Source organism: Mesorhizobium sp. B4-1-3 (assembly GCF_006439355.1).
Classification (GTDB): domain Bacteria; phylum Pseudomonadota; class Alphaproteobacteria; order Rhizobiales; family Rhizobiaceae; genus Mesorhizobium.
The window spans coordinates 1-17,103 of record NZ_VFTG01000014.1 but is presented as its reverse complement, the minus strand read 5'-3'; the positions used below and the strand labels follow the sequence as shown (position 1 = coordinate 17,103).

Genomic DNA, 17,103 nt, shown 5'->3' with positions numbered 1-17,103 from the left:
TCCGACTGGACGCTGGTAGGCTGCACAAGCGCGCCACCGGCGCGCTTAACCCTTCGCCAAGCCGCGATCGATCAGCCGCGCAAGACGCGCCGAGAAGGCCTTGGCATCGGCCGGCTTGTCGCCGTCGAGCACCCGCGCTTCGTCATAAAGCAGATGCGCGGCGTCTTCCTTGAACGCCTTGTCGTCGTCGCCGAGCTTTGCCAGCGCCGCCACGCGCTGATGGCGCGGGTTGATCTCGAGGATCGGCTTGGCAGCCTTGTCGAGCCGGCCGGCGGCGTTGAGCAGGCGCTCGAACTGGCGGTCCGGGCCATGCTCCGGCGCGACGAGGCAGACGGCGCTTTCGGTCAGCCGGTCGGAGGCCTTCACGTCCGACACCTCCTCGCCGAGCGCCGTCTTCACGAAAGCCAGGAAGGCGGCGATGTCCGATGACGTCTCGGCATCCGGTTTCGCCGCATCGTCGGGCAGCGGGATGTCGGCAAGCTCGGCCGCGCCCTGCGTCACCGACTTGAACGGCTTGCCGTCGAATTCCGGCGCCATCGTCACCCAGAAACTGTCGACGGGATCGGTGAGCAGCAGCACCTCGATGCCGCGCGCGCGAAACCCTTCGAGCTGCGGCGAGGCTTCGAGCCGGGCACGGTCGTCGCCGGCCATGAAGAAGATCGCCTTCTGGCCTTCCTTCATCGCTCCGACATAGTCGGCAAGGCTGCGCCAGCCTTCGCCCGAAGCGGTCGAGCGGAAGCGGGCAAGCTTCAGCAACTGCTCGCGGCGCTCGTAATCCTCGTAAAGCCCTTCCTTCAGCACGACGCCGAAATTATCCCAGATCTTCCCGTAGGCTTCGGCATCGTTTTCCGCGGTTTTGGCGAGGTCGCCCAACACGCGATTGGTCACGCCCTTGCGGATCGCGGCGAGCAGGGGGCTTTCTTGGATCATCTCGCGCGAGACGTTGAGCGGCAGGTCGGCGGAATCGACCAGGCCGCGCACGAAGCGCAGGTAGCGCGGCAGGAGATCGGCATCGTCTGTGATGAAGACGCGCCGCACATAGAGCTTCATGCGGCCTTTGCGGTCCTGGTCGAAGAGATCGAACGGCCGCGATCCGGGCACGAAGGCGAGCACGCTGTATTCCTGCCGGCCCTCCGCGCGGAAATGGATGGTCGAGGCCGGCTCGTCATACTGGCCGGCGATGCTGCGGTAAAAATCAGTATATTCCTCCGGCTTGATCTCGCTCTTCTGCCGCACCCAGAGCGCCGTGCCGTCGGCGATGTCGCGCGGCTCGGCGCCGGGTTTTTCGACCAACGTGATCGGCACGGGCACATGGCCCGACTGCGACTTCGCCAGCCCTTCGAGCCTGTAGGGCGTGGTGTAGGAAGAGGCGTCCTCCATCAGGTGCAACACGATGCGCGTGCCGCGCTTGGGCGCGGCCTCGAGCGGCGCCGGCGCGATTTCATAAGTGCCTTTGCCGTCGGACGACCAGCGGAAGGCCTCGTCGCTGCCGGCCTGTCGGCTGATGACGTCGACCCGGTCGGCGACCATGAATGCAGAATAGAAGCCGACGCCGAACTGCCCGATAAGCTGCGTGTCTTCCGCCGCCTTGCCGGCCTCGACGCGCTCCATGAAGGCGCGCGTGCCGGAGCGCGCGATCGTGCCCAGCGCCTCAGCCATCTCGTCGCGGCTCATTCCGATGCCGTTGTCCTCGACGGAAAGCTGCTTATTGTCAGGGTCCGCAGCGATCGTGATGCGCGGCTTCGGATCGTCGCCCAGGAGCTCGGGCCGGCTCACCGCCTCGAAGCGCAGCTTCTCGCAGGCGTCCGCTGCGTTGGAGATCAGCTCGCGCAGGAACACATCGCGGTCCGAATAGACCGAATGCACCATCATGTGCAGCAGCCGCGAGACATCCGCCTCGAATGTCCTGGTTTCCGTCGCCTTCGTGTCCGTCGTCATTCAGAATTCCTGGGTTGGTCGTTGTCCGCCGCGCCAGCACGCGCCGGGCTCAAATCTTCAGCCATTGTTGCTTGTGGACGCGCGCCCGGCCGGCGCTGCGGGCGCCAGTGAGATCATGTCCGGGGCTAGAATATCGTGACGGCGGGCGAAGGCAACAAGGGTCGCCCGCACCGTCTCCGCGTCGATTTCGCCGGCAATGCCGGCTTTGCAGGCGTTGAGCGCGGTCCCATGCGCGCTGCTCCGGCTCGCCGCGGGCCAATCCTGCAGCAAGCCATAGGCCTCCGCCACGGTCTCCAGCCGCACCGGCAAGCCGATGCCGACGAGCACCGTGACAGGCTCTTCAAAGCGGTCTTGGTTCATGGTCTGAACCCTCTTTCGCATGTATGACCATGGCGCCGGAGCGAAGCCCTCCGGCGAGCGCGTGACGGCGCGGGTAGGGCGGTTGCAGGACGACGCCGTGCGGCCGCGGCTGGCCTATCCCCGGGAAGGCCTGCACGACCACCGGCCCCGCCGGCGTTGAGTGCGTCGCTGAACTTTGCTGGTTCAGGCGCGGCGGCGGCAGCGCGCTATGCGCCTTGGCCAGGGCTTCGATCCAGGCGGCGACCGCCAGCGGCACCGGCGCGCGCCCTTCGATCCAGCGCGTCGCATCGGTCCTGGAACAGCCAAGCTCCTGCGCGAGGTCGGCGGCTTCCCATCGCAAGGTCCTCAGGCATTCCCGCAAGCGTCCCGCAATCATGGCGATCGTATTCCCTGTGCAAGCGTCTATCCTATCTCGATGCAGTTGATGGACCCCGCCCGCGAGGGGCGGGGGGCCAGTCTCGCTCAGCTTCGCGCGGATGTTTCGCTGGCCGACACCTGCTGCGCGGCAAGGAACATCAGCGTCGAGGCGACAGTCCGCCGGCTCCATCCGGCAGCTTCGGCCGCGTCGAGCAGGCCGGCTAACAGCGGCTTCAGCGCGCTTCGGCATTCGGCTTCATAGGCAAGGAATTCGCTTGCCGGATGCGCCGGCGCCGGAATCGAACCATTGCCGCTCATCATGTTCATGAGGGCCTCCCATTTGTTCCTGGTGAGGTGCCCGCTCCCAAATGGGAGCGGGCTTTTCGTCAGCGCCTCAGAAGTCCATCCCGGCGCCGGCCGGCATGGCCGGGGCGGCTTCCTTCTTCGGCTTCTCGGCCACCATCGCCTCGGTGGTGACAAGCAGTCCTGCGACCGAGGCCGCGTCCTGCAGCGCGGTGCGCACCACCTTGGCGGGATCGATGACGCCCTGCTTGTAAAGATCGCCATACTCGCCGGTCTGGGCATTCCAGCCAAAGGCGAAGTCAGTCTTCTCGCGCAGCTTGCCGACGATGATCGAGCCTTCCGATCCAGCATTCTCGGCGATCTGGCGCGCCGGAGCCTCGATCGCGCGCCGCACGATATCGACGCCGTATCTCTGGTCTGGATTATCGACGGCGACCGTGTCGAGCGCCTTGGCCGCCCTGAGCAGGGCGACGCCGCCGCCGGGCAGGATGCCTTCCTCGACCGCGGCGCGCGTGGCGTGCAGCGCGTCGTCGACGCGGTCCTTCTTCTCCTTGACCTCGACTTCCGTGGCGCCGCCGACCCGGATCACCGCGACGCCGCCGGCGAGCTTGGCCAGCCGCTCCTGCAGCTTCTCGCGATCATAGTCGGAAGTGGTCTCCTCGATCTGCGCCTTGATCTGCGCGACGCGGCCTTGGATCTCGGCCTTCTTGCCGGCGCCGTCGACGATGGTTGTGTTCTCCTTCTCGATGGCGACCTTCTTGGCGCGGCCGAGCATCTCCAGCGTGACGTTCTCCAGCTTGATGCCGAGATCCTCGCTGATGGCCGTGCCGCCGGTGAGGATGGCGATGTCCTCCAGCATGGCCTTGCGACGGTCGCCGAAGCCCGGAGCCTTGACGGCGGCGACTTTCAGTCCGCCGCGCAGCTTGTTGACCACCAGCGTGGCCAGAGCCTCGCCCTCGACATCCTCTGCGATGATTAGCAGGGGCTTGCCCGACTGGACCACCGCCTCGAGCACGGGAAGCAGCGCCTGCAGGTTGCCGAGCTTCTTCTCATGGATCAGCACATAAGGCTCGTCGAGCTCGACGCGCATCTTGTCCTGATTGGTGATGAAATAGGGTGAGAGATAGCCGCGGTCGAACTGCATGCCTTCGACGACTTCCAACTCGGTCTCCGCGGTCTTGGCTTCCTCGACGGTGATGACGCCTTCGTTGCCGACCTTTTCCATGGCCTCGGCCAGGAAACGGCCGATCTCGGCATCGCCGTTGGCCGAAATGGTGCCGACCTGCGCGATCTCGTCGTTTCTGGTGATCTTGCGGGCGTTGGTCTTGAGTTCGGCGACGACCGCATCCACCGCCTTGTCGATGCCGCGCTTCAGATCCATCGGGTTCATGCCGGAGGCGACGGCCTTGGCGCCTTCGCGAACGATCGCCTGGGCGAGAACGGTCGCGGTGGTCGTGCCGTCGCCCGCGAGATCGTTGGTCTTCGAAGCGACTTCGCGGACCATCTGGGCGCCCATGTTCTCGAACTTGTCCTCGAGCTCGATCTCCTTGGCGACGGTGACGCCGTCCTTGGTGATACGAGGCGCGCCGAACGACTTGTCGATGACGACGTTGCGGCCCTTCGGACCGAGCGTCACCTTCACCGCGTCGGCGAGGATGTTGACGCCGCGCAGCATGCGCTCGCGGGCGTCGGAATGGAATTTGACTTCCTTGGCAGCCATTGGATCACTCCTTGATTAGGCAGTTTTCATTGACTGGGTTCAATCGAAGCGCCGGTCAGGCGGCTTTCTTCAGCGTCGCGGCTTGCTCGATCACGCCCATCACATCGCTTTCCTTCATGATGAGCAGGTCCTCGCCGTTGAGCTTGATCTCTGTGCCGGACCATTTGCCGAACAGGATGCGGTCGCCGACCTTCACGTCGAGAGGCACGAGCTTGCCGCTCTCGTCGCGGGCGCCCGCGCCGACGGCGATCACTTCGCCTTCCTGCGGTTTTTCCTTGGCTGTGTCGGGGATGATGATCCCGCCGGCCGTCTTCTCTTCGGCCTCGATGCGGCGGACGAGCACGCGGTCATGCAATGGACGGAACGTCATATCGTTCTCCTTCAGGACAAACAGATTGCGAGGTTCCTCCGCTCCGGACCGGCAGGGCCGGAGCGGGGCTCGCGCGACCCTTTCGGCATCGCGCGCATGTCGAGCTAATTTTGCCTTCTTCTACTTTCAAGAGGGGGCCGAAAAAATTTTAGCACTCTCGATCGCTGAGTGCTAGCGCGCTGAAAACATGCGGTAAATTGGATCGAGCAGACAAGGAAGAGGCTTGAATTCGCGCGTGAGCTGAACAAAATTATCGGCGCCCGGCAGCGCCGGGACCGCTGAGAAAATCGAAACCGAAACAAGGAGTTTTTTGGAGACGGAGGACAGAAATGGACCGACAGATGCTTAAGCCGATCATTCCTTCCCTTGCTCCCGAAATAGCAGACCTTTCGCTCGACCGGCTGCTTTCGCCGGCCAGCCATTTTCAGCACCCGCGGGATGTGCTGGAGGACGGCTCGCTCGACATTTGGGAAAAGCGGGCGATCCTTTCGTCCTGGGCGTCCGACGCCTGCGCCGTGGAATCGATGCCGGCGCTTCGCCAGCCGCCGGGCACCGAGCGGCCGGTCTCCTTCGACGACATCATGGATGCGCTGCGCCGGCTTGATGCGCTCGCCCCGCCGCCCAGCAACGCTGCCGATGACGACCACCGGCAGTTGATCGACCGGCTGAGCGCGTAAGGCGCAGAAGACGATGGCGAACGCGGTCAGCAGGGAATTCCGCTTGCAGATGAATGGTTACGGCTTGACCACTGCCGAGATCCATTATCATCTGCCGGACCATCCCAGCCTGCTCCAGCTCTATGTCTGGCAGGACTATGATCTCGCCCCGGATTTCCCCGCGCTGAGGGGCTTTCTGGGCTTTTGGGAACGCGATCTGACGGGTGCCTTGCATTCTGTCCGTGTCGCCCACCATCGGCTCATCAGGCCATCGGAATGGCGGGCCGTCGATGGGATCATCGCAGTCCATTGAAGATCATCTCCCCGAGGCGGTCGTGTTGTGCGACCGCCTTCAAGTTATCACCTGCCTGCCTGCACGCAGACGAAGGGTGACTTTTCATGGCCTTGAAGGCGGCTTCGGGGCTGGCCCTTGACGTCCCGGCATTGAATTCCCAAATCGATTTTGCCGGTGCTTGAGAGACCGGCAGGTCAAGGAGCGCCGCTTCCTTGGCGCTCCTCGTATCTATGTTGCTCAATGGAGGATGTAGCTATGAGAACCACATTTGACTTCAGTCCGCTGTTCCGGTCGAGCATAGGCTTCGATCGAATGCTGAACGCTCTCGAAACGGCAAGTCGGATCGAGACGGTCGACAACTGGCCACCTTACGACATCGCCAAAACCTCGGAAGACGACTATCGCATCAGCATGGCGGTGGCCGGATTCTCGCAGGAAGAACTGGCCATCACCCAGGAGCAGAACATGCTCATGGTCTCGGGCCAGAAAGCCGGCGAGGATAAGGGCGAGTACCTGCATCGTGGCATCGCCGGCCGCGCATTCCAGCGCCGCTTCGAGCTTGCCGACCATGTCAAAGTCGTCGGCGCCAGCCTGGTCAACGGCCTGCTGACGATCGATCTGAAGCGCGAAATTCCGGAAGAGATGAAACCGCGGCGGATCGAGATCGCAGCCGACAAGGCAACGCTCAAAGGCACCACAAAGAAGATCGAAGCCGAGAAGCAGGCCGCCTGAGGGCCTTCCTGGAGCGCATCCGCGCTAGGCGCTGGGCATTTGCCCAGCGTCTAGGAGCTTTTCGAGCCGATGAACAGAAAGGAGCAAAGCCATGAGTGTCCGTGATCTGATTCCCTGGGGCCGGAGCAGCGGCAACCAGCTTCCGAGCCTGTTCCGCGATAGCGAACGCGATCCGTTCCTGTCGCTGCATCGTGAGGTCAACCGCCTTTTCGACGATGTCTTCCGCGGCTTCGACAGTCGGTTGCCGTCTTTTGGCGGTGCCTCCGCCCTCGGCGCCAGTTGGCCGAGCGTGGAGATCTCAAACGGCGAGAAGGAGATCAAGGTGATGGCCGAGGTGCCGGGTCTCGAGCAGAAAGACATCGAGGTCCTGCTCGACGACGGCGTGCTGACGCTGCGGGGCGAGAGGCGCTCCGAGACGGAGGACAGGGATAGGCAGTTCTCCGAGCGCTATTACGGCCGCTTCGAGCGCCGCATCCCTGTCGGCTACGAGGTCAAGGAAGACGAGGTGGATGCCCGCTTCAAGAATGGCGTGCTGACCGTCACCTTGCCGAAGAGCGAGAAGGCGCAGTCGCAAGTCAAGCGCATCGACATCAAGAGTTGATGCACCGACGCGGGGGGCGGCCGAGCGCCTCCCGCGTCGCAGTCCATGAAAGCCACGGCGATTGACTGCCCGCGCGGCGCAACGCTTCGCGGTCGCTCGGCGCAGCCGGGGACAGAGGAAATTCATGCGACGGGAGCTTCAATCTTCCGTCCGAAAGTCTTCGCATCGGTCATGTGAATGATGACAAGCAGCGCGCTGTCTTTCCCTGTTGCGGCGTGGGCTTGTTCAGCGCCAGGCCGAGAGGGAAATTAACATAAGTTAAAGCGGAAGAGCAGTCACCTGGCGGTGGATCCGCATAAGATTGGGGCCGGCGATAACCTTAATTTTGGTTTCCTTTGCACAGGCTTCCCGAACGGAAGGTAAAAAGATAGATTAGCAATTCGTTAAGTACGCGTGGGGCGTGAGTAAGGGATGTGCCGTGATGAATTTCAAGTCTCTGATCAAGCGGGCCGAGGACGTCGATAAGGAATTTCAGGACCTCCAATCGGATCTGGCGGAAGCATTCGAGGACGTTCTGAAAGATGACGAACGGCCGCCGTCGGAAGACGACGCCGTTGCCGGTCAGGAACTGGTGGCAAGCGACGAAAATCCGCCGCCTGCAGAGCAGCCCGAGCCAGCTCCATCGCGGTTGACGCCCCATACCCAGACGCGGCTGGCCGCGCTCGAGGCCGTCGCCGGGCTTTTCCGTGACGGGCAAGGGCATCTGCAGGAGATCGAAGCGAAGCTGGCGGAGATCGCGACCGCGCATCATATGACGCGTGAGGTCCTCAACGTCTTCCATCGCGATGTGTTGCGCTCCAATGAGTTGGAGCTGGCAAACCTCGCTCTCACCACAGAACATAAGGCGCTCTCGGAACAATTGCTGGACGCCGCACGCAAGCAGCGTGAACGCGACGGCGCGGCCGAGGCATGGCACCAGCGCGAGGCGAGCCTCGTCCAAGACCGGGAGCAACTGCGCTCGGCGCTGGCGGCCGTGCGCCTGGAGCTGGTGGAGATGAGCAATGAGAGCGCCAGGCGCGAGACGGAGTTCGGCGAGATCGTCAAGGCCTTGACCGCCAAGACTGTCGAAGTCGACAGGCGCGGCGCCGAGAACAAGCTGCTGCGTGAAAAACAGGTCGGCCTCTCGGTCGATCTCGAGCAGGCGCAAAAGCGCGAGGCGGAGGCTCGGCACAAATTCGACGAGTTCGCGGCGACCCACGCCAGCGAAACCGCCCATATCGCCGAGCTGATGGCGCAACTCGGCAACCATGAAAAGGAAGAAACCCGGCTGCAGAAGGCGCTGGAGGCGACGCAGGCCAAGCTTGCCGAAACGGCCGAGGCGGCGCGGATCGCCGAAAGCGACAGTGCCGCCGAATTGGCGCGCAGCCAGGCGGAAATGCGCGGTTTGCGTGCCGAGATCCAGGAGTTGCAGTCGCGTCTCGATAAGGTCTCGACCGACAATGGCGAAGCCACGGCCGAGATCACCACGCTAAAGGCGCAGCTGAACGACGCGGTCACCGAACGCCAGATTGCGGAGAAAAGGCTCGCTGTTCTCAAGGAGGAGAGCGAAGCCGACAAGAAGAGCCTGTCCGATATCAGCACCAATCTCTCCCGACTTTCGCTGCAGCAGGCGTCCGAGCAGATCCAGCTCGATATCCAGAAGCAGGAATGCGAGGATTTGCGCGCCGAGGTTGAAGCGCTCAACGCGCGCATCCGGGAATTGCTGCCTTATGAGCGCCTGCATCGGGTGACCGACGCAAGGTCGCGCAAAGATGCCGCGCCTCAAACCAACGGGATCATCGCGGAGGCGGCGCGCCCCGTCGCGCGGCGCGTTTCTCGGCGCAGCATGCGAGTGAACGGAGGCTGAGGAACCGCCGCGCCCGAAATTGCTTCGGAAGGCTATTTGCCCGCCATGCTGTCGGCGAGGTCCTGCGCCTGTTTGAGCAGCGCCGGGAAGGACGGGTCGCCAGGCAGGTGCTGGGCCATGCAGGCGCGGTAGTCGGCGTCGCCCTTTTCCCAGGCGGCATTAGCGGGATCGGAAGCCTGCGGGTCGTCCTGATCCGAGCCCTGATCGGCCTGTTGGGCTTTCTGCGCGGCGGCGTCCGCGGCGGCCCAGATCGAATCGCAGGCTGCGATCTTCGGCACGGCGGGTGAGGCTGGCGCCTCGGCGATCAGCACGCGGTCGCCTTTGACGATCGCCACCACGACATGCTGGTCGTAGATCGGCCCGACATCCTGTGTCCAGCCGCCGAGCCGCGCGATCGCGATTTCGGCGCCGTCGGGCTTCTTCAGCGGAAAGTCGAGCGTGCCGGAGAACGCCGCGTCGCTGCCGATGGCCTGGGTGTAAAAACCGTCCAGCTTCAGCGCCGCGCCGATGTCGGTGGGCAGCTTGAAATCCGCTTCCGTCTCGGCCGATTTGGATTTGAGCCAGCGCTCGGTCAGCCCGCGCGTTGAGACCACGATGCTCGGGCCGTCATCGCTCTGGGCATAGCGCAACCCGTCGAGCATGCCGTAGCCGATGTCGGAAGCGTTGAGGCTTTGAATGTTCATGGTGCCAGTCGTCGGAAAATCCTTGACCGTAAGCGGCCCGAGAATGGCGTCGAGACGCTGCTTCAGGTCGGCCAGCGCCTTCTCGTTCTGGGCATCGATGGTTTCGATGTCCGTGTTGGCGTTTGCCTGCGTCGCGATGTCGGCAATCGCCTTGTCGCGCGCCGCGATATAATCGTCCTCCGGCGAGGCCGCATATGCCGCGCTGCCCGCCAGCGTGAGGAGAAGTGTCAAGACCAACCGCATGCTGCAACCCCCAAGGTTAGCGATCAAGAGCCCTTGAAAGCTATCGCCCGACTTGGCGGCTTTTGCGTGGCGGAAATCGAAGCGGGGAGCAAATCTTTATTCCGCCTTGCGCTTCTCCACCTCCGCCTTGCGCAGCAAGAACCGCTGGATCTTGCCGCTCGGCGTCTTCGGCAGCTCGCTGACGAACTCGACCTCGCGCGGATAGGCATGCGCCGACAGCCGCTTCTTCACATGCTGGGCGAGTTCCTCGGCCAGCGCTTCGCTGCCCTGGAAGGCGGGCCCCAGCACCACGAAAGCCTTGACGATCTCGGTGCGCTGCGGATCGGGCACGCCGACCGCCGCCGCCTCGTTGACTGCCGGATGCTCGATCAGCGCGCTCTCCACGTCGAATGGCCCGATGCGGTAGCCGGACGAAGTGATGACGTCATCGGCGCGGCCGATGAAGGAGACCGAGCCGTCCGGCTCATACTCCACCGTGTCGCCGGTGCGATAGTAGCCGCCCTCGATCGCCGGCGTTTCCGCCTCATGGTAGCCGCCGAACCAGCGCAGCGGCGAGTTGGCAATATCGACGGCAAGCACGCCCGGCTGGTTGGGGCCGAGCTCGTTGCCTTCGTCATCCAGCACCACCATGCGATAGCCCGGCATGGCAAATCCGGCCGAGCCCGCGCGGACAAGGTGCTTGAGCCCGTGATGATTGTTGACCATCATGCCGTTCTCGGTCTGGCCGTAATGGTCGTGGATCGGCGCGGCAAGGTGCGCGTCGAACCAGCGGATCACTTCCGGGTTGAGGGGCTCGCCGGCGCTGCTCACCGCGCGCAGCTTCCCTTTGACGCGCGCGGCTGCTTCCGGTCCTTCCGCCATCAGCAGGCGGTAGGCCGTCGGCGAGCCGGCAAGGCTGGTGACGCCGAGGCGCTCGATGATGTCATAGGTCGATTTGGCGTTGAACGCGCCTTCGTAGAAGGTGGTGGCGACGCCGAGCAGCAAGGGTCCGGTGATGGCGTAGTAGAGCCCATAGGCCCAGCCGGGATCGGCGATGTTCCAGAAGATGTCTTCGGGCGTGAGCCCGATCGCGTCGCGCATATAGGCGCCGAAGGCAAGCAACGCGCTGAGCGGCACCGGCACGCCTTTCGGATGTCCTGTCGTGCCCGAGGTGGACATCATCATGAACAGGTCCGAGCCCTGGCGCATCACCGGTTCGCAGTCGGGGGCGGCGGCGGCAAGTGCGGCGCGGAAGTCGACATCACCGGTGGGCAGCGTGTCGCCGGCAGCCAGAATGATGGCGATGCGTGGATGGTTTTCCACCTCGTCGAGCTTGCCGCGGTTCGCGGGGTTGGTCACCACCAGCTTCGCCTTGCTGTAGCTAAGCCGGTGCTCGACCGCCTTTGGCCCGAAAGCGGTGAACAGCGGCTGGTAGACCGCGCCGACGCGCCATGTGCCGAGGATCAGCGCCACCAGCTCGGGAATGCGCGGCAGCATGCCGGCCACGACATCACCGGCGCCGACGCCGAGACTTTTGAGGAGGCTGCCGACGCGGCCCGACATATCGGCCAGATCGTCGAAGGAATATTCGCGCAATTCGCCGGCCGCCGAGATGGCGCGCAGCGCCAGCCGGTTTTGGCCGGCATAGCGGCCGCAACATTCGACATAGGCGTTGATGCCGGTCGCCGGATCGCCGTGAAGCCTGGCGATCTCGTCCTCGATGCGGAATTGCGCGACGGCATCTTCGTAGCGCGGCAGCGCTGCTGGCGTGTCGGTCATGGCAATCCTCCCTCGGCGGCGGATCATCTCCCCATAATCGCCGCCGCAGGAGATTGCATGAAAAGAGGGCGCTGGTCGATTGCGGCGAAAATCGGGGGCCGTTCTATGGCAGTTGAATACCCTGCGCCGCCATATGCCGCTTCCAGCGGTTGCGCAGCTCTCCCGGCCGGCAGCCGATGCGCTCGTCGAGAAAGCTCGCGGCCGATATCCGGTCGGCGCGAAAATGGCGGAAATCCTGGCGCAGCTCGCACCAGGCGGCGATGAGCCGCACCGTCTCGGCATAGCCGATCATCGTCGGCCAGATGACGCGCTCGCTCTCGTCGCCCTGTTCGTTGCGGTAGCGGATCCGGATCTTGTGACCCTCGCGGATCGAGGCCCGCGCCTTCGCGATGTCCAGCCCATCCGGCAGGTTCGCGCGGCCGAGCGGCGCGCCGACGGTTGGATTGCTGACGAAGGGGCGCAGCCGTTCGGGCACCACGGTGACGATCTTGGCGATCAGGTCGCGCGCCGCGCCCGCCAGCACGGCATCGCCCTTGTCCGCCACCCATTGCGCGCCGAGCACCGCCGCCTCCAGTTCGTCCGGCGTCAGCATCAGCGGCGGCATGTCGTAGTCGCGATCGAGCACATAGCCGAGTCCGGCCTCACCTCGGATCGGCACGCGCTGTCCGACGAGGTCGGCGATGTCGCGATAGACTGAGCGGCGCGAGGTTTCGAGTTCTTCGGCGATCCGGCTGGCAGTGATCGGTCGGCTCGAGCGCCGCAGGATCTGGATGATCTGGAACAGTCTGTCGGCGCGGCGCAAGGCATGTCTCCTGTTGCCACTATGCTGGCAGCAGGCCTGGTCCACAAGCCGGGGCAGGGCGCCTGAACGGGCGCGGCCGACGAAGAAAGTCTTCGTCGGCCAGCCAACGGAGAAGACCAGGATGAATTTCGTTTCGACCCGCATCATCACCGCCGACGTCAAGCGGCTCGTCGACTTCTATGAGGCGGCAACCGGCACAAAGCTCACGCTCTACACCGAGGATTTCGCCGAGCTCGTCACGGAAGTGGGGACTCTGGCGATCGGCAGCACGCGCACCTTGCAGCTCTTCGGCGGCGACCATGTCGCGAGCCCGGGGGCAAATCGCACCGCCATCATCGAGTTCCGCGTCGCCGATGTCGACGAAGAATACCGCCGGCTGGGCGGTCTCATTGACGGCGCGCTGGTGCAGGCGCCGACGACGATGCCCTGGGGCAACCGTTCGCTGCTGTTTCGCGATCCCGACGGCAATCTGGTGAATTTCTTCACGCCGGTGACGGCGGAGGCGATGGCGAAGTTCGAGCGGTGAGAGAATGGCCATCAATCTCCGGGGCCACGTCCCTTCGCGCCCCGCTCTTCCTGCAGCGTTGCCAGTTGGCGAAGCCTGCGCGACATCCGATCTCCCCCAAAGTGGGACCCAAATGGGGGAGATGTCCGGCAGGACAGAGGGGCCGCAAAGGGTTGAGACGTGGCCGGTTGGCGGGCTTGGCTCTGCGTCAACCGCGCGGTTGACGCCGTGCGCCATACAGCCGATATCCCGCGCAAATCTGTCCCGGGACGCAAATGACCACCGATCTCAAACAACCGGCCGCCGACACCGCCTGGCAGGACGACGTCCGCGCCGGTGTGCGCCATGTCCGCGACCTCGCCCCGCTGCCGCTCTCGCCGGCCGAGCGCGCCGCCGCGCAAGAGGCCGCGGCCGCCCACAAGGTGCGCGTGCCAAAACCTTATCTCGACCTGATCGACTGGAACGACCCCGAGGACCCGATCCGCGCCCAGGTGATCCCGTCGCCGGACGAGCTGGTCGCCACAGAGGGCGAGCTCGACGATCCGATCGGCGACCATGCCTTCAGTCCGGTGCCTCGGCTGACGCACCGCCATACCGACCGCGTGCTGCTGTTCCCGACCTATCAGTGTGCCGTCTATTGCCGTTTCTGCTTCAGGAAAGAATCGTTGACCTCCATCGGCCGCGGCTACACGCGCGAAGCGCTGGAGCCGGCGCTGGCCTACATCGCCGGCCACCCGGAAATCCGCGAGGTGATCCTGACCGGCGGCGATCCGCTGTCGCTGCCCGACAAGGCATTGGCCGAAATCCGCGCCCGCCTGGAGGCGATCCCGCATCTCAGGCTCTTGCGTATCCACACCCGCGTGCCCGTGGCGCTGCCGTCGCGCATCACGCCTGGCATGATCGAGGCGCTGCAGGGCCGGCTCATGGTGACGGTGGTCACCCACTTCAATCACCCGCGCGAGCTCACCCAGGCGGCCGAGGCGGCTTGCCGCGTCATGCGGCAGGCGGGTTTCGTGCTGCTCAACCAGAGCGTCCTCTTGAAAGGCGTCAACGACAAGGTCGAGGTGCTGGAGGAGCTCTGCCGCGACCTGATGTATCGGCTCGGCGTAAAGCCCTACTACCTGCATCACGGCGACCTCGCGCGCGGCATGGCGCACCGTCGCACCACGATTGCCGAAGGCCAGGCGCTGGTCGCCGAATTGCGCCGGCGGCTCTCCGGTATCTGCAACCCGACCTATGTCATCGACCTGCCCGACGGCGGCGGCAAGGTGCCGCTGGCGGCGAACCATGTCGAAGGGCGCGATGGCGACACCTGGCTGATCCGCGGCCAGGACGGCACGGTGAGGCGGTACAGGGAGCTGGTTGGCTAAAGCGCGTCGCGCTGAAAGGGATTCAGGCGACGCGCTTTAAGTCTTTGTCTTGGTGCATGTCGTCCGCCCAAACCGCTGCGCACTTTTGGGCAACATGCATCAGGCCTGACGCCGACATCTGTCAGCTCCGGCGCCGGCGTTTCCTGGCCTGACTTTGGCTCCCATTGCGCAGCACAAGGAACTCCATCCCGCGCCCCGCATTCTATGAGCGGGGGCTGAAGGAGCATTGCGTGAAGGCTTTGTTGGGAATTGCCGGCGGCTTCGTGCTGACCCTTGCCGTGTTCGCCAGCGGGCTTGCCTTCGCCACGTGGCTGCTCGCCGCCAAGCCGGTGCGCCAGGGAACGCCGGCGATCGGCGTTTCCGAGCTCTGGACGAAGGACGCGCAGCCGGTCGATCCGCAGAAACAGAACCTTGAACGCATTCCCGCCCAGCAGGCGGCGGTCGCACCCGCCAAGGCCGGCGAAGCGGTCCCAAGCGAATCAACCAAGGCGGATAGCGGAACGCAGACGACGGCGCTGGCTACGCCCGCACCGCCGCCAGCGCCGCAACTGCAGCCACTGCCCGACGTCTCTGGCCCGGGCCAGCCCGCGCCCGGCGCCGCCGCGGCCCAGCAGCCGGCCGCGGCCGATCAGCGGGCGCAGCAACAGCAACTGCCCGCCGCCCATCTGCAATGGTGCGCCACCCGCTATCGCAGCTACCGCCCGGCGGAAAACAGCTACCGCTCCTATAGCGGCGAGCTGCGCCCCTGCATCTCGCCCTATTACGATCCCGCTGGCGACCGCACCGCCTCGACCGAAGCTGGCCAGAATGACCAGGCGGCAGCGAACGATCGCCCGGACGCCATGGCCGACGACCAGATGAGCGACGACCAGGCCGAGATGGAGGGCTATGCCCCGTCCTCTGGCGGTTACGCCACCACCTATGGCGGCCCGCCGGAAGAGATTTCGCCAGAGGCCGAGGCCGGACGGGGACAAGTGTCGGGCCGGCAGTTCTCGGGCGACCATGTTGACGACTGCTTCAGCCGCTATCGCTCCTACGATCCGCGCGACAACACCTACCAGCCCTTCGACGGCGGCCCGCGCCGCCAGTGCGAATAGGATCACCTTTTCTGAAGGCTGGGCGCGAGGCACCCCTCTCTGTCCTGCCGGACTCCCCCCGCAATGGGGGAGATTAGCAGTTCGATCGGGGACGCCTCTTCTGCAACGTAGGTGATTGGCGAAAGCCCGCGTGACATCTGATCTCCCCTCAAGTGGGGGAGATGGCCGGCAGGCCGGAGGGGGGCGCTGTCACGCTAGCCTCTGAGGGCTAGCCCGCCGATCTCAGCGCAGGACCTTCCCTGGATTGAGGATGTTGTTGGGATCGATCATCTCTTTGATCGCCCGCGCCAAATCCCGCTTCACCGGATCCGCATATCGCTCATAGGCCTCGCGCTTCTCCAGCCCCACGCCGTGCTCGGCCGAGAACGAGCCGCCGGCTTCGCGTAGACCGTCGTAAAGCACATCCTCGATCGCCGTGTGCCGCTCATGCGGGACCGGCCCTTCGCAATTGATCGAGATGTGCAGATTGCCGTCGGCGAGATGGCCGTAGACGTAAGGTGCGTAGGAAGCGTCGAGCGCCTTCAGCCCCGCCTCGATGCGCGCCACATAGGCGTCCAGCGCGCCGCCCGCCACCGACACATCGAAGGAAGGCGCCATCGGGTGCGCGCGCTCGATCTCGGCGGTCTCCTCACGCAGCCGCCACATCGCTGCGGCTTGTGCCTCGGAGCTCGCGACCAGCCCGTCGATGATGCCGGCCTCGTCCCAGATCGCCGCCAACCCGTCCCCCAGCACTTGTCGCGCCGCCTCGATCGAATCGGCGCCGAGCCCCAGCACCAGAAGGCAGGGCGCATCGAGCGGCAGGCTGCCGGGCGCATAGTTCAGCGCCCGCTGCATGAGCGAAGCGAAATTGCGCCACAGGATCTCGGCGGCAGTGAGCCGCGCGCTGGTCGAGGCCAAAAAATGCCGCACGATGCGCTGCGCGCTTGCCGCATCCGGCACGCCGACAAGCGCCGTGGCGCTGGCGCCGGCGACCGGGTCGAGCCGCACCGCAACGCGGGTGACGATGCCGAGCGTGCCCTCCGCGCCGACGAAGAGATGCTTCAGGTCATAACCGGCGCTGGTCTTCAGCACCCTTGTGAGATCGGAAAACACCCGCCCGTCCGGCAGCACGGCTTCGAGGCCGAGCACGCGGTGGCGCATCGTGCCGTTGCGAAACGCCATGATGCCGCCGGCATTGGTGGAAACCATGCCGCCGATGGTAGCGCTGCCGCGCGCGGCAAGGTCTATGCCCGGGTCGAGCCCGTGGACGGCGCAAGCCTGCTGCAGCGCCCCCAGCGTGACGCCCGCCTGCACGATCGCTACGCGTGCGAACGGATCGATCTCCTCGATTTGGGTAAGCCCGCCGAGATCGCAGATGACCTGTCCTTGGGAAGTCGCCGCCCCGCCCGCCAGCCCCGTGCGCCCGCCCTGGGCGACAAGGCTGACGCCACGCTCCTGTCTCTTATACAAATATGACGCTGCCGACGA

General features: G+C 64.9%; 18 protein-coding genes. 8 read left to right on the top strand and 10 right to left on the bottom strand.

Annotation, left to right across the window (positions count from 1 at the left end; all coding sequences use genetic code 11):
• Nucleotides 1-45: 45 nt before the first annotated feature.
• The 6 genes from htpG to groES form a co-directional block, all read right to left on the bottom strand.
• Nucleotides 46-1,938, bottom strand: coding sequence for a molecular chaperone HtpG (htpG, locus tag FJW06_RS18145; protein WP_140753601.1), 1,893 nt, complete (start codon nucleotides 1,936-1,938; stop codon nucleotides 46-48).
• Nucleotides 1,939-1,995: 57 nt separating this feature from the next.
• Complete coding sequence (locus tag FJW06_RS18140; protein WP_140753600.1) at nucleotides 1,996-2,298, bottom strand: DUF982 domain-containing protein; 303 nt, start codon at nucleotides 2,296-2,298, stop codon at nucleotides 1,996-1,998.
• Nucleotides 2,279-2,674 carry a helix-turn-helix transcriptional regulator gene (locus FJW06_RS30620; protein ID WP_246674682.1) on the bottom strand — a complete coding sequence of 132 codons (396 nt, stop codon included), beginning with the start codon at nucleotides 2,672-2,674 and terminating at the stop codon, nucleotides 2,279-2,281. Before FJW06_RS30620 ends, FJW06_RS18140 begins: the two co-directional genes overlap by 20 nt.
• 86 nt (nucleotides 2,675-2,760) lie before the next feature.
• Entirely contained in the window at nucleotides 2,761-2,982 is a 222-nt protein-coding gene (locus tag FJW06_RS18130; protein WP_140753599.1) for a hypothetical protein, read from the bottom strand.
• A gap of 67 nt (nucleotides 2,983-3,049) precedes the next feature.
• Nucleotides 3,050-4,678 carry a chaperonin GroEL gene (groL, locus tag FJW06_RS18125; RefSeq protein WP_140753598.1) on the bottom strand — a complete coding sequence of 543 codons (1,629 nt, stop codon included), beginning with the start codon at nucleotides 4,676-4,678 and terminating at the stop codon, nucleotides 3,050-3,052.
• 55 nt (nucleotides 4,679-4,733) lie between these two features.
• Nucleotides 4,734-5,048, bottom strand: coding sequence for a co-chaperone GroES (groES, locus tag FJW06_RS18120; RefSeq protein WP_140753597.1), 315 nt, complete (start codon nucleotides 5,046-5,048; stop codon nucleotides 4,734-4,736).
• Nucleotides 5,049-5,377: 329 nt separating this feature from the next.
• Here groES and FJW06_RS18115 point away from each other — a divergent pair, with 329 nt between their 5' ends.
• The 5 genes from FJW06_RS18115 to FJW06_RS18095 all read left to right on the top strand — a co-directional run bounded on the left by FJW06_RS18115 (nucleotide 5,378) and on the right by FJW06_RS18095 (nucleotide 9,178).
• Entirely contained in the window at nucleotides 5,378-5,725 is a 348-nt protein-coding gene (locus FJW06_RS18115; RefSeq protein ID WP_246674680.1) for a hypothetical protein, read from the top strand.
• A gap of 13 nt (nucleotides 5,726-5,738) precedes the next feature.
• Entirely contained in the window at nucleotides 5,739-6,017 is a 279-nt protein-coding gene (locus FJW06_RS18110) for a protein usg (protein WP_140753596.1), read from the top strand.
• Nucleotides 6,018-6,254: 237 nt separating this feature from the next.
• Nucleotides 6,255-6,731: an Hsp20 family protein gene (locus tag FJW06_RS18105; RefSeq protein WP_140753595.1), complete on the top strand. Its 477-nt coding sequence runs from the start codon at nucleotides 6,255-6,257 to the stop codon at nucleotides 6,729-6,731.
• 91 nt (nucleotides 6,732-6,822) lie between these two features.
• Complete coding sequence (locus FJW06_RS18100; RefSeq protein ID WP_140753594.1) at nucleotides 6,823-7,332, top strand: Hsp20/alpha crystallin family protein; 510 nt, start codon at nucleotides 6,823-6,825, stop codon at nucleotides 7,330-7,332.
• Nucleotides 7,333-7,753: 421 nt separating this feature from the next.
• Complete coding sequence (locus FJW06_RS18095) at nucleotides 7,754-9,178, top strand: hypothetical protein (protein WP_140753593.1); 1,425 nt, start codon at nucleotides 7,754-7,756, stop codon at nucleotides 9,176-9,178.
• 32 nt (nucleotides 9,179-9,210) lie between these two features.
• On the opposite strand, the gene FJW06_RS18090 is transcribed toward FJW06_RS18095, so the two are convergent.
• From FJW06_RS18090 to FJW06_RS18080, 3 genes are all read right to left on the bottom strand, one after another.
• Entirely contained in the window at nucleotides 9,211-10,092 is an 882-nt protein-coding gene (locus tag FJW06_RS18090; protein ID WP_246674678.1) for a hypothetical protein, read from the bottom strand.
• A gap of 108 nt (nucleotides 10,093-10,200) precedes the next feature.
• Entirely contained in the window at nucleotides 10,201-11,862 is a 1,662-nt protein-coding gene (locus FJW06_RS18085) for an acyl-CoA synthetase (RefSeq protein WP_140753591.1), read from the bottom strand.
• Nucleotides 11,863-11,965: 103 nt separating this feature from the next.
• Nucleotides 11,966-12,664: a YafY family protein gene (locus tag FJW06_RS18080; RefSeq protein WP_140753590.1), complete on the bottom strand. Its 699-nt coding sequence runs from the start codon at nucleotides 12,662-12,664 to the stop codon at nucleotides 11,966-11,968.
• A gap of 121 nt (nucleotides 12,665-12,785) precedes the next feature.
• On the opposite strand from FJW06_RS18080, the gene FJW06_RS18075 reads away from it, so the two are divergent.
• The 3 genes from FJW06_RS18075 to FJW06_RS18065 all read left to right on the top strand — a co-directional run bounded on the left by FJW06_RS18075 (nucleotide 12,786) and on the right by FJW06_RS18065 (nucleotide 15,636).
• Nucleotides 12,786-13,190, top strand: a complete 405-nt coding sequence (locus tag FJW06_RS18075) for a VOC family protein (protein WP_140753589.1) — start codon at nucleotides 12,786-12,788, stop codon at nucleotides 13,188-13,190.
• A gap of 254 nt (nucleotides 13,191-13,444) precedes the next feature.
• Entirely contained in the window at nucleotides 13,445-14,539 is a 1,095-nt protein-coding gene (locus FJW06_RS18070) for a KamA family radical SAM protein (RefSeq protein ID WP_140753588.1), read from the top strand.
• Between the two features lie 230 nt (nucleotides 14,540-14,769).
• Complete coding sequence (locus FJW06_RS18065) at nucleotides 14,770-15,636, top strand: BA14K family protein (protein ID WP_140753587.1); 867 nt, start codon at nucleotides 14,770-14,772, stop codon at nucleotides 15,634-15,636.
• Nucleotides 15,637-15,858: 222 nt separating this feature from the next.
• Here FJW06_RS18065 and FJW06_RS18060 read toward each other — a convergent pair whose 3' ends face one another.
• Nucleotides 15,859-17,085 (bottom strand): FAD-binding oxidoreductase, encoded by a 1,227-nt coding sequence (locus FJW06_RS18060; RefSeq protein WP_140753586.1) that lies wholly within the window; start codon nucleotides 17,083-17,085, stop codon nucleotides 15,859-15,861.
• Between the last annotated feature and the right edge of the window lie 18 nt (nucleotides 17,086-17,103).

Excerpts from the sequence above, each read along its gene's own strand:
- htpG (WP_140753601.1), bottom strand. The coding sequence starts at position 1,938 with ATGACGACGGACACGAAGGCGACGGAAACCAGGACATTCGAGGCGGAT.
- FJW06_RS18140 (WP_140753600.1), bottom strand. The coding sequence starts at position 2,298 with ATGAACCAAGACCGCTTTGAAGAGCCTGTCACGGTGCTCGTCGGCATC.
- FJW06_RS30620 (WP_246674682.1), bottom strand. The coding sequence starts at position 2,674 with ATGATTGCGGGACGCTTGCGGGAATGCCTGAGGACCTTGCGATGGGAA.
- FJW06_RS18130 (WP_140753599.1), bottom strand. The coding sequence starts at position 2,982 with ATGAACATGATGAGCGGCAATGGTTCGATTCCGGCGCCGGCGCATCCG.
- groL (WP_140753598.1), bottom strand. The coding sequence starts at position 4,678 with ATGGCTGCCAAGGAAGTCAAATTCCATTCCGACGCCCGCGAGCGCATG.
- groES (WP_140753597.1), bottom strand. The coding sequence starts at position 5,048 with ATGACGTTCCGTCCATTGCATGACCGCGTGCTCGTCCGCCGCATCGAG.
- FJW06_RS18115 (WP_246674680.1), top strand. The coding sequence starts at position 5,378 with ATGGACCGACAGATGCTTAAGCCGATCATTCCTTCCCTTGCTCCCGAA.
- FJW06_RS18110 (WP_140753596.1), top strand. The coding sequence starts at position 5,739 with ATGGCGAACGCGGTCAGCAGGGAATTCCGCTTGCAGATGAATGGTTAC.
- FJW06_RS18105 (WP_140753595.1), top strand. The coding sequence starts at position 6,255 with ATGAGAACCACATTTGACTTCAGTCCGCTGTTCCGGTCGAGCATAGGC.
- FJW06_RS18100 (WP_140753594.1), top strand. The coding sequence starts at position 6,823 with ATGAGTGTCCGTGATCTGATTCCCTGGGGCCGGAGCAGCGGCAACCAG.
- FJW06_RS18095 (WP_140753593.1), top strand. The coding sequence starts at position 7,754 with ATGAATTTCAAGTCTCTGATCAAGCGGGCCGAGGACGTCGATAAGGAA.
- FJW06_RS18085 (WP_140753591.1), bottom strand. The coding sequence starts at position 11,862 with ATGACCGACACGCCAGCAGCGCTGCCGCGCTACGAAGATGCCGTCGCG.
- FJW06_RS18075 (WP_140753589.1), top strand. The coding sequence starts at position 12,786 with ATGAATTTCGTTTCGACCCGCATCATCACCGCCGACGTCAAGCGGCTC.
- FJW06_RS18070 (WP_140753588.1), top strand. The coding sequence starts at position 13,445 with ATGACCACCGATCTCAAACAACCGGCCGCCGACACCGCCTGGCAGGAC.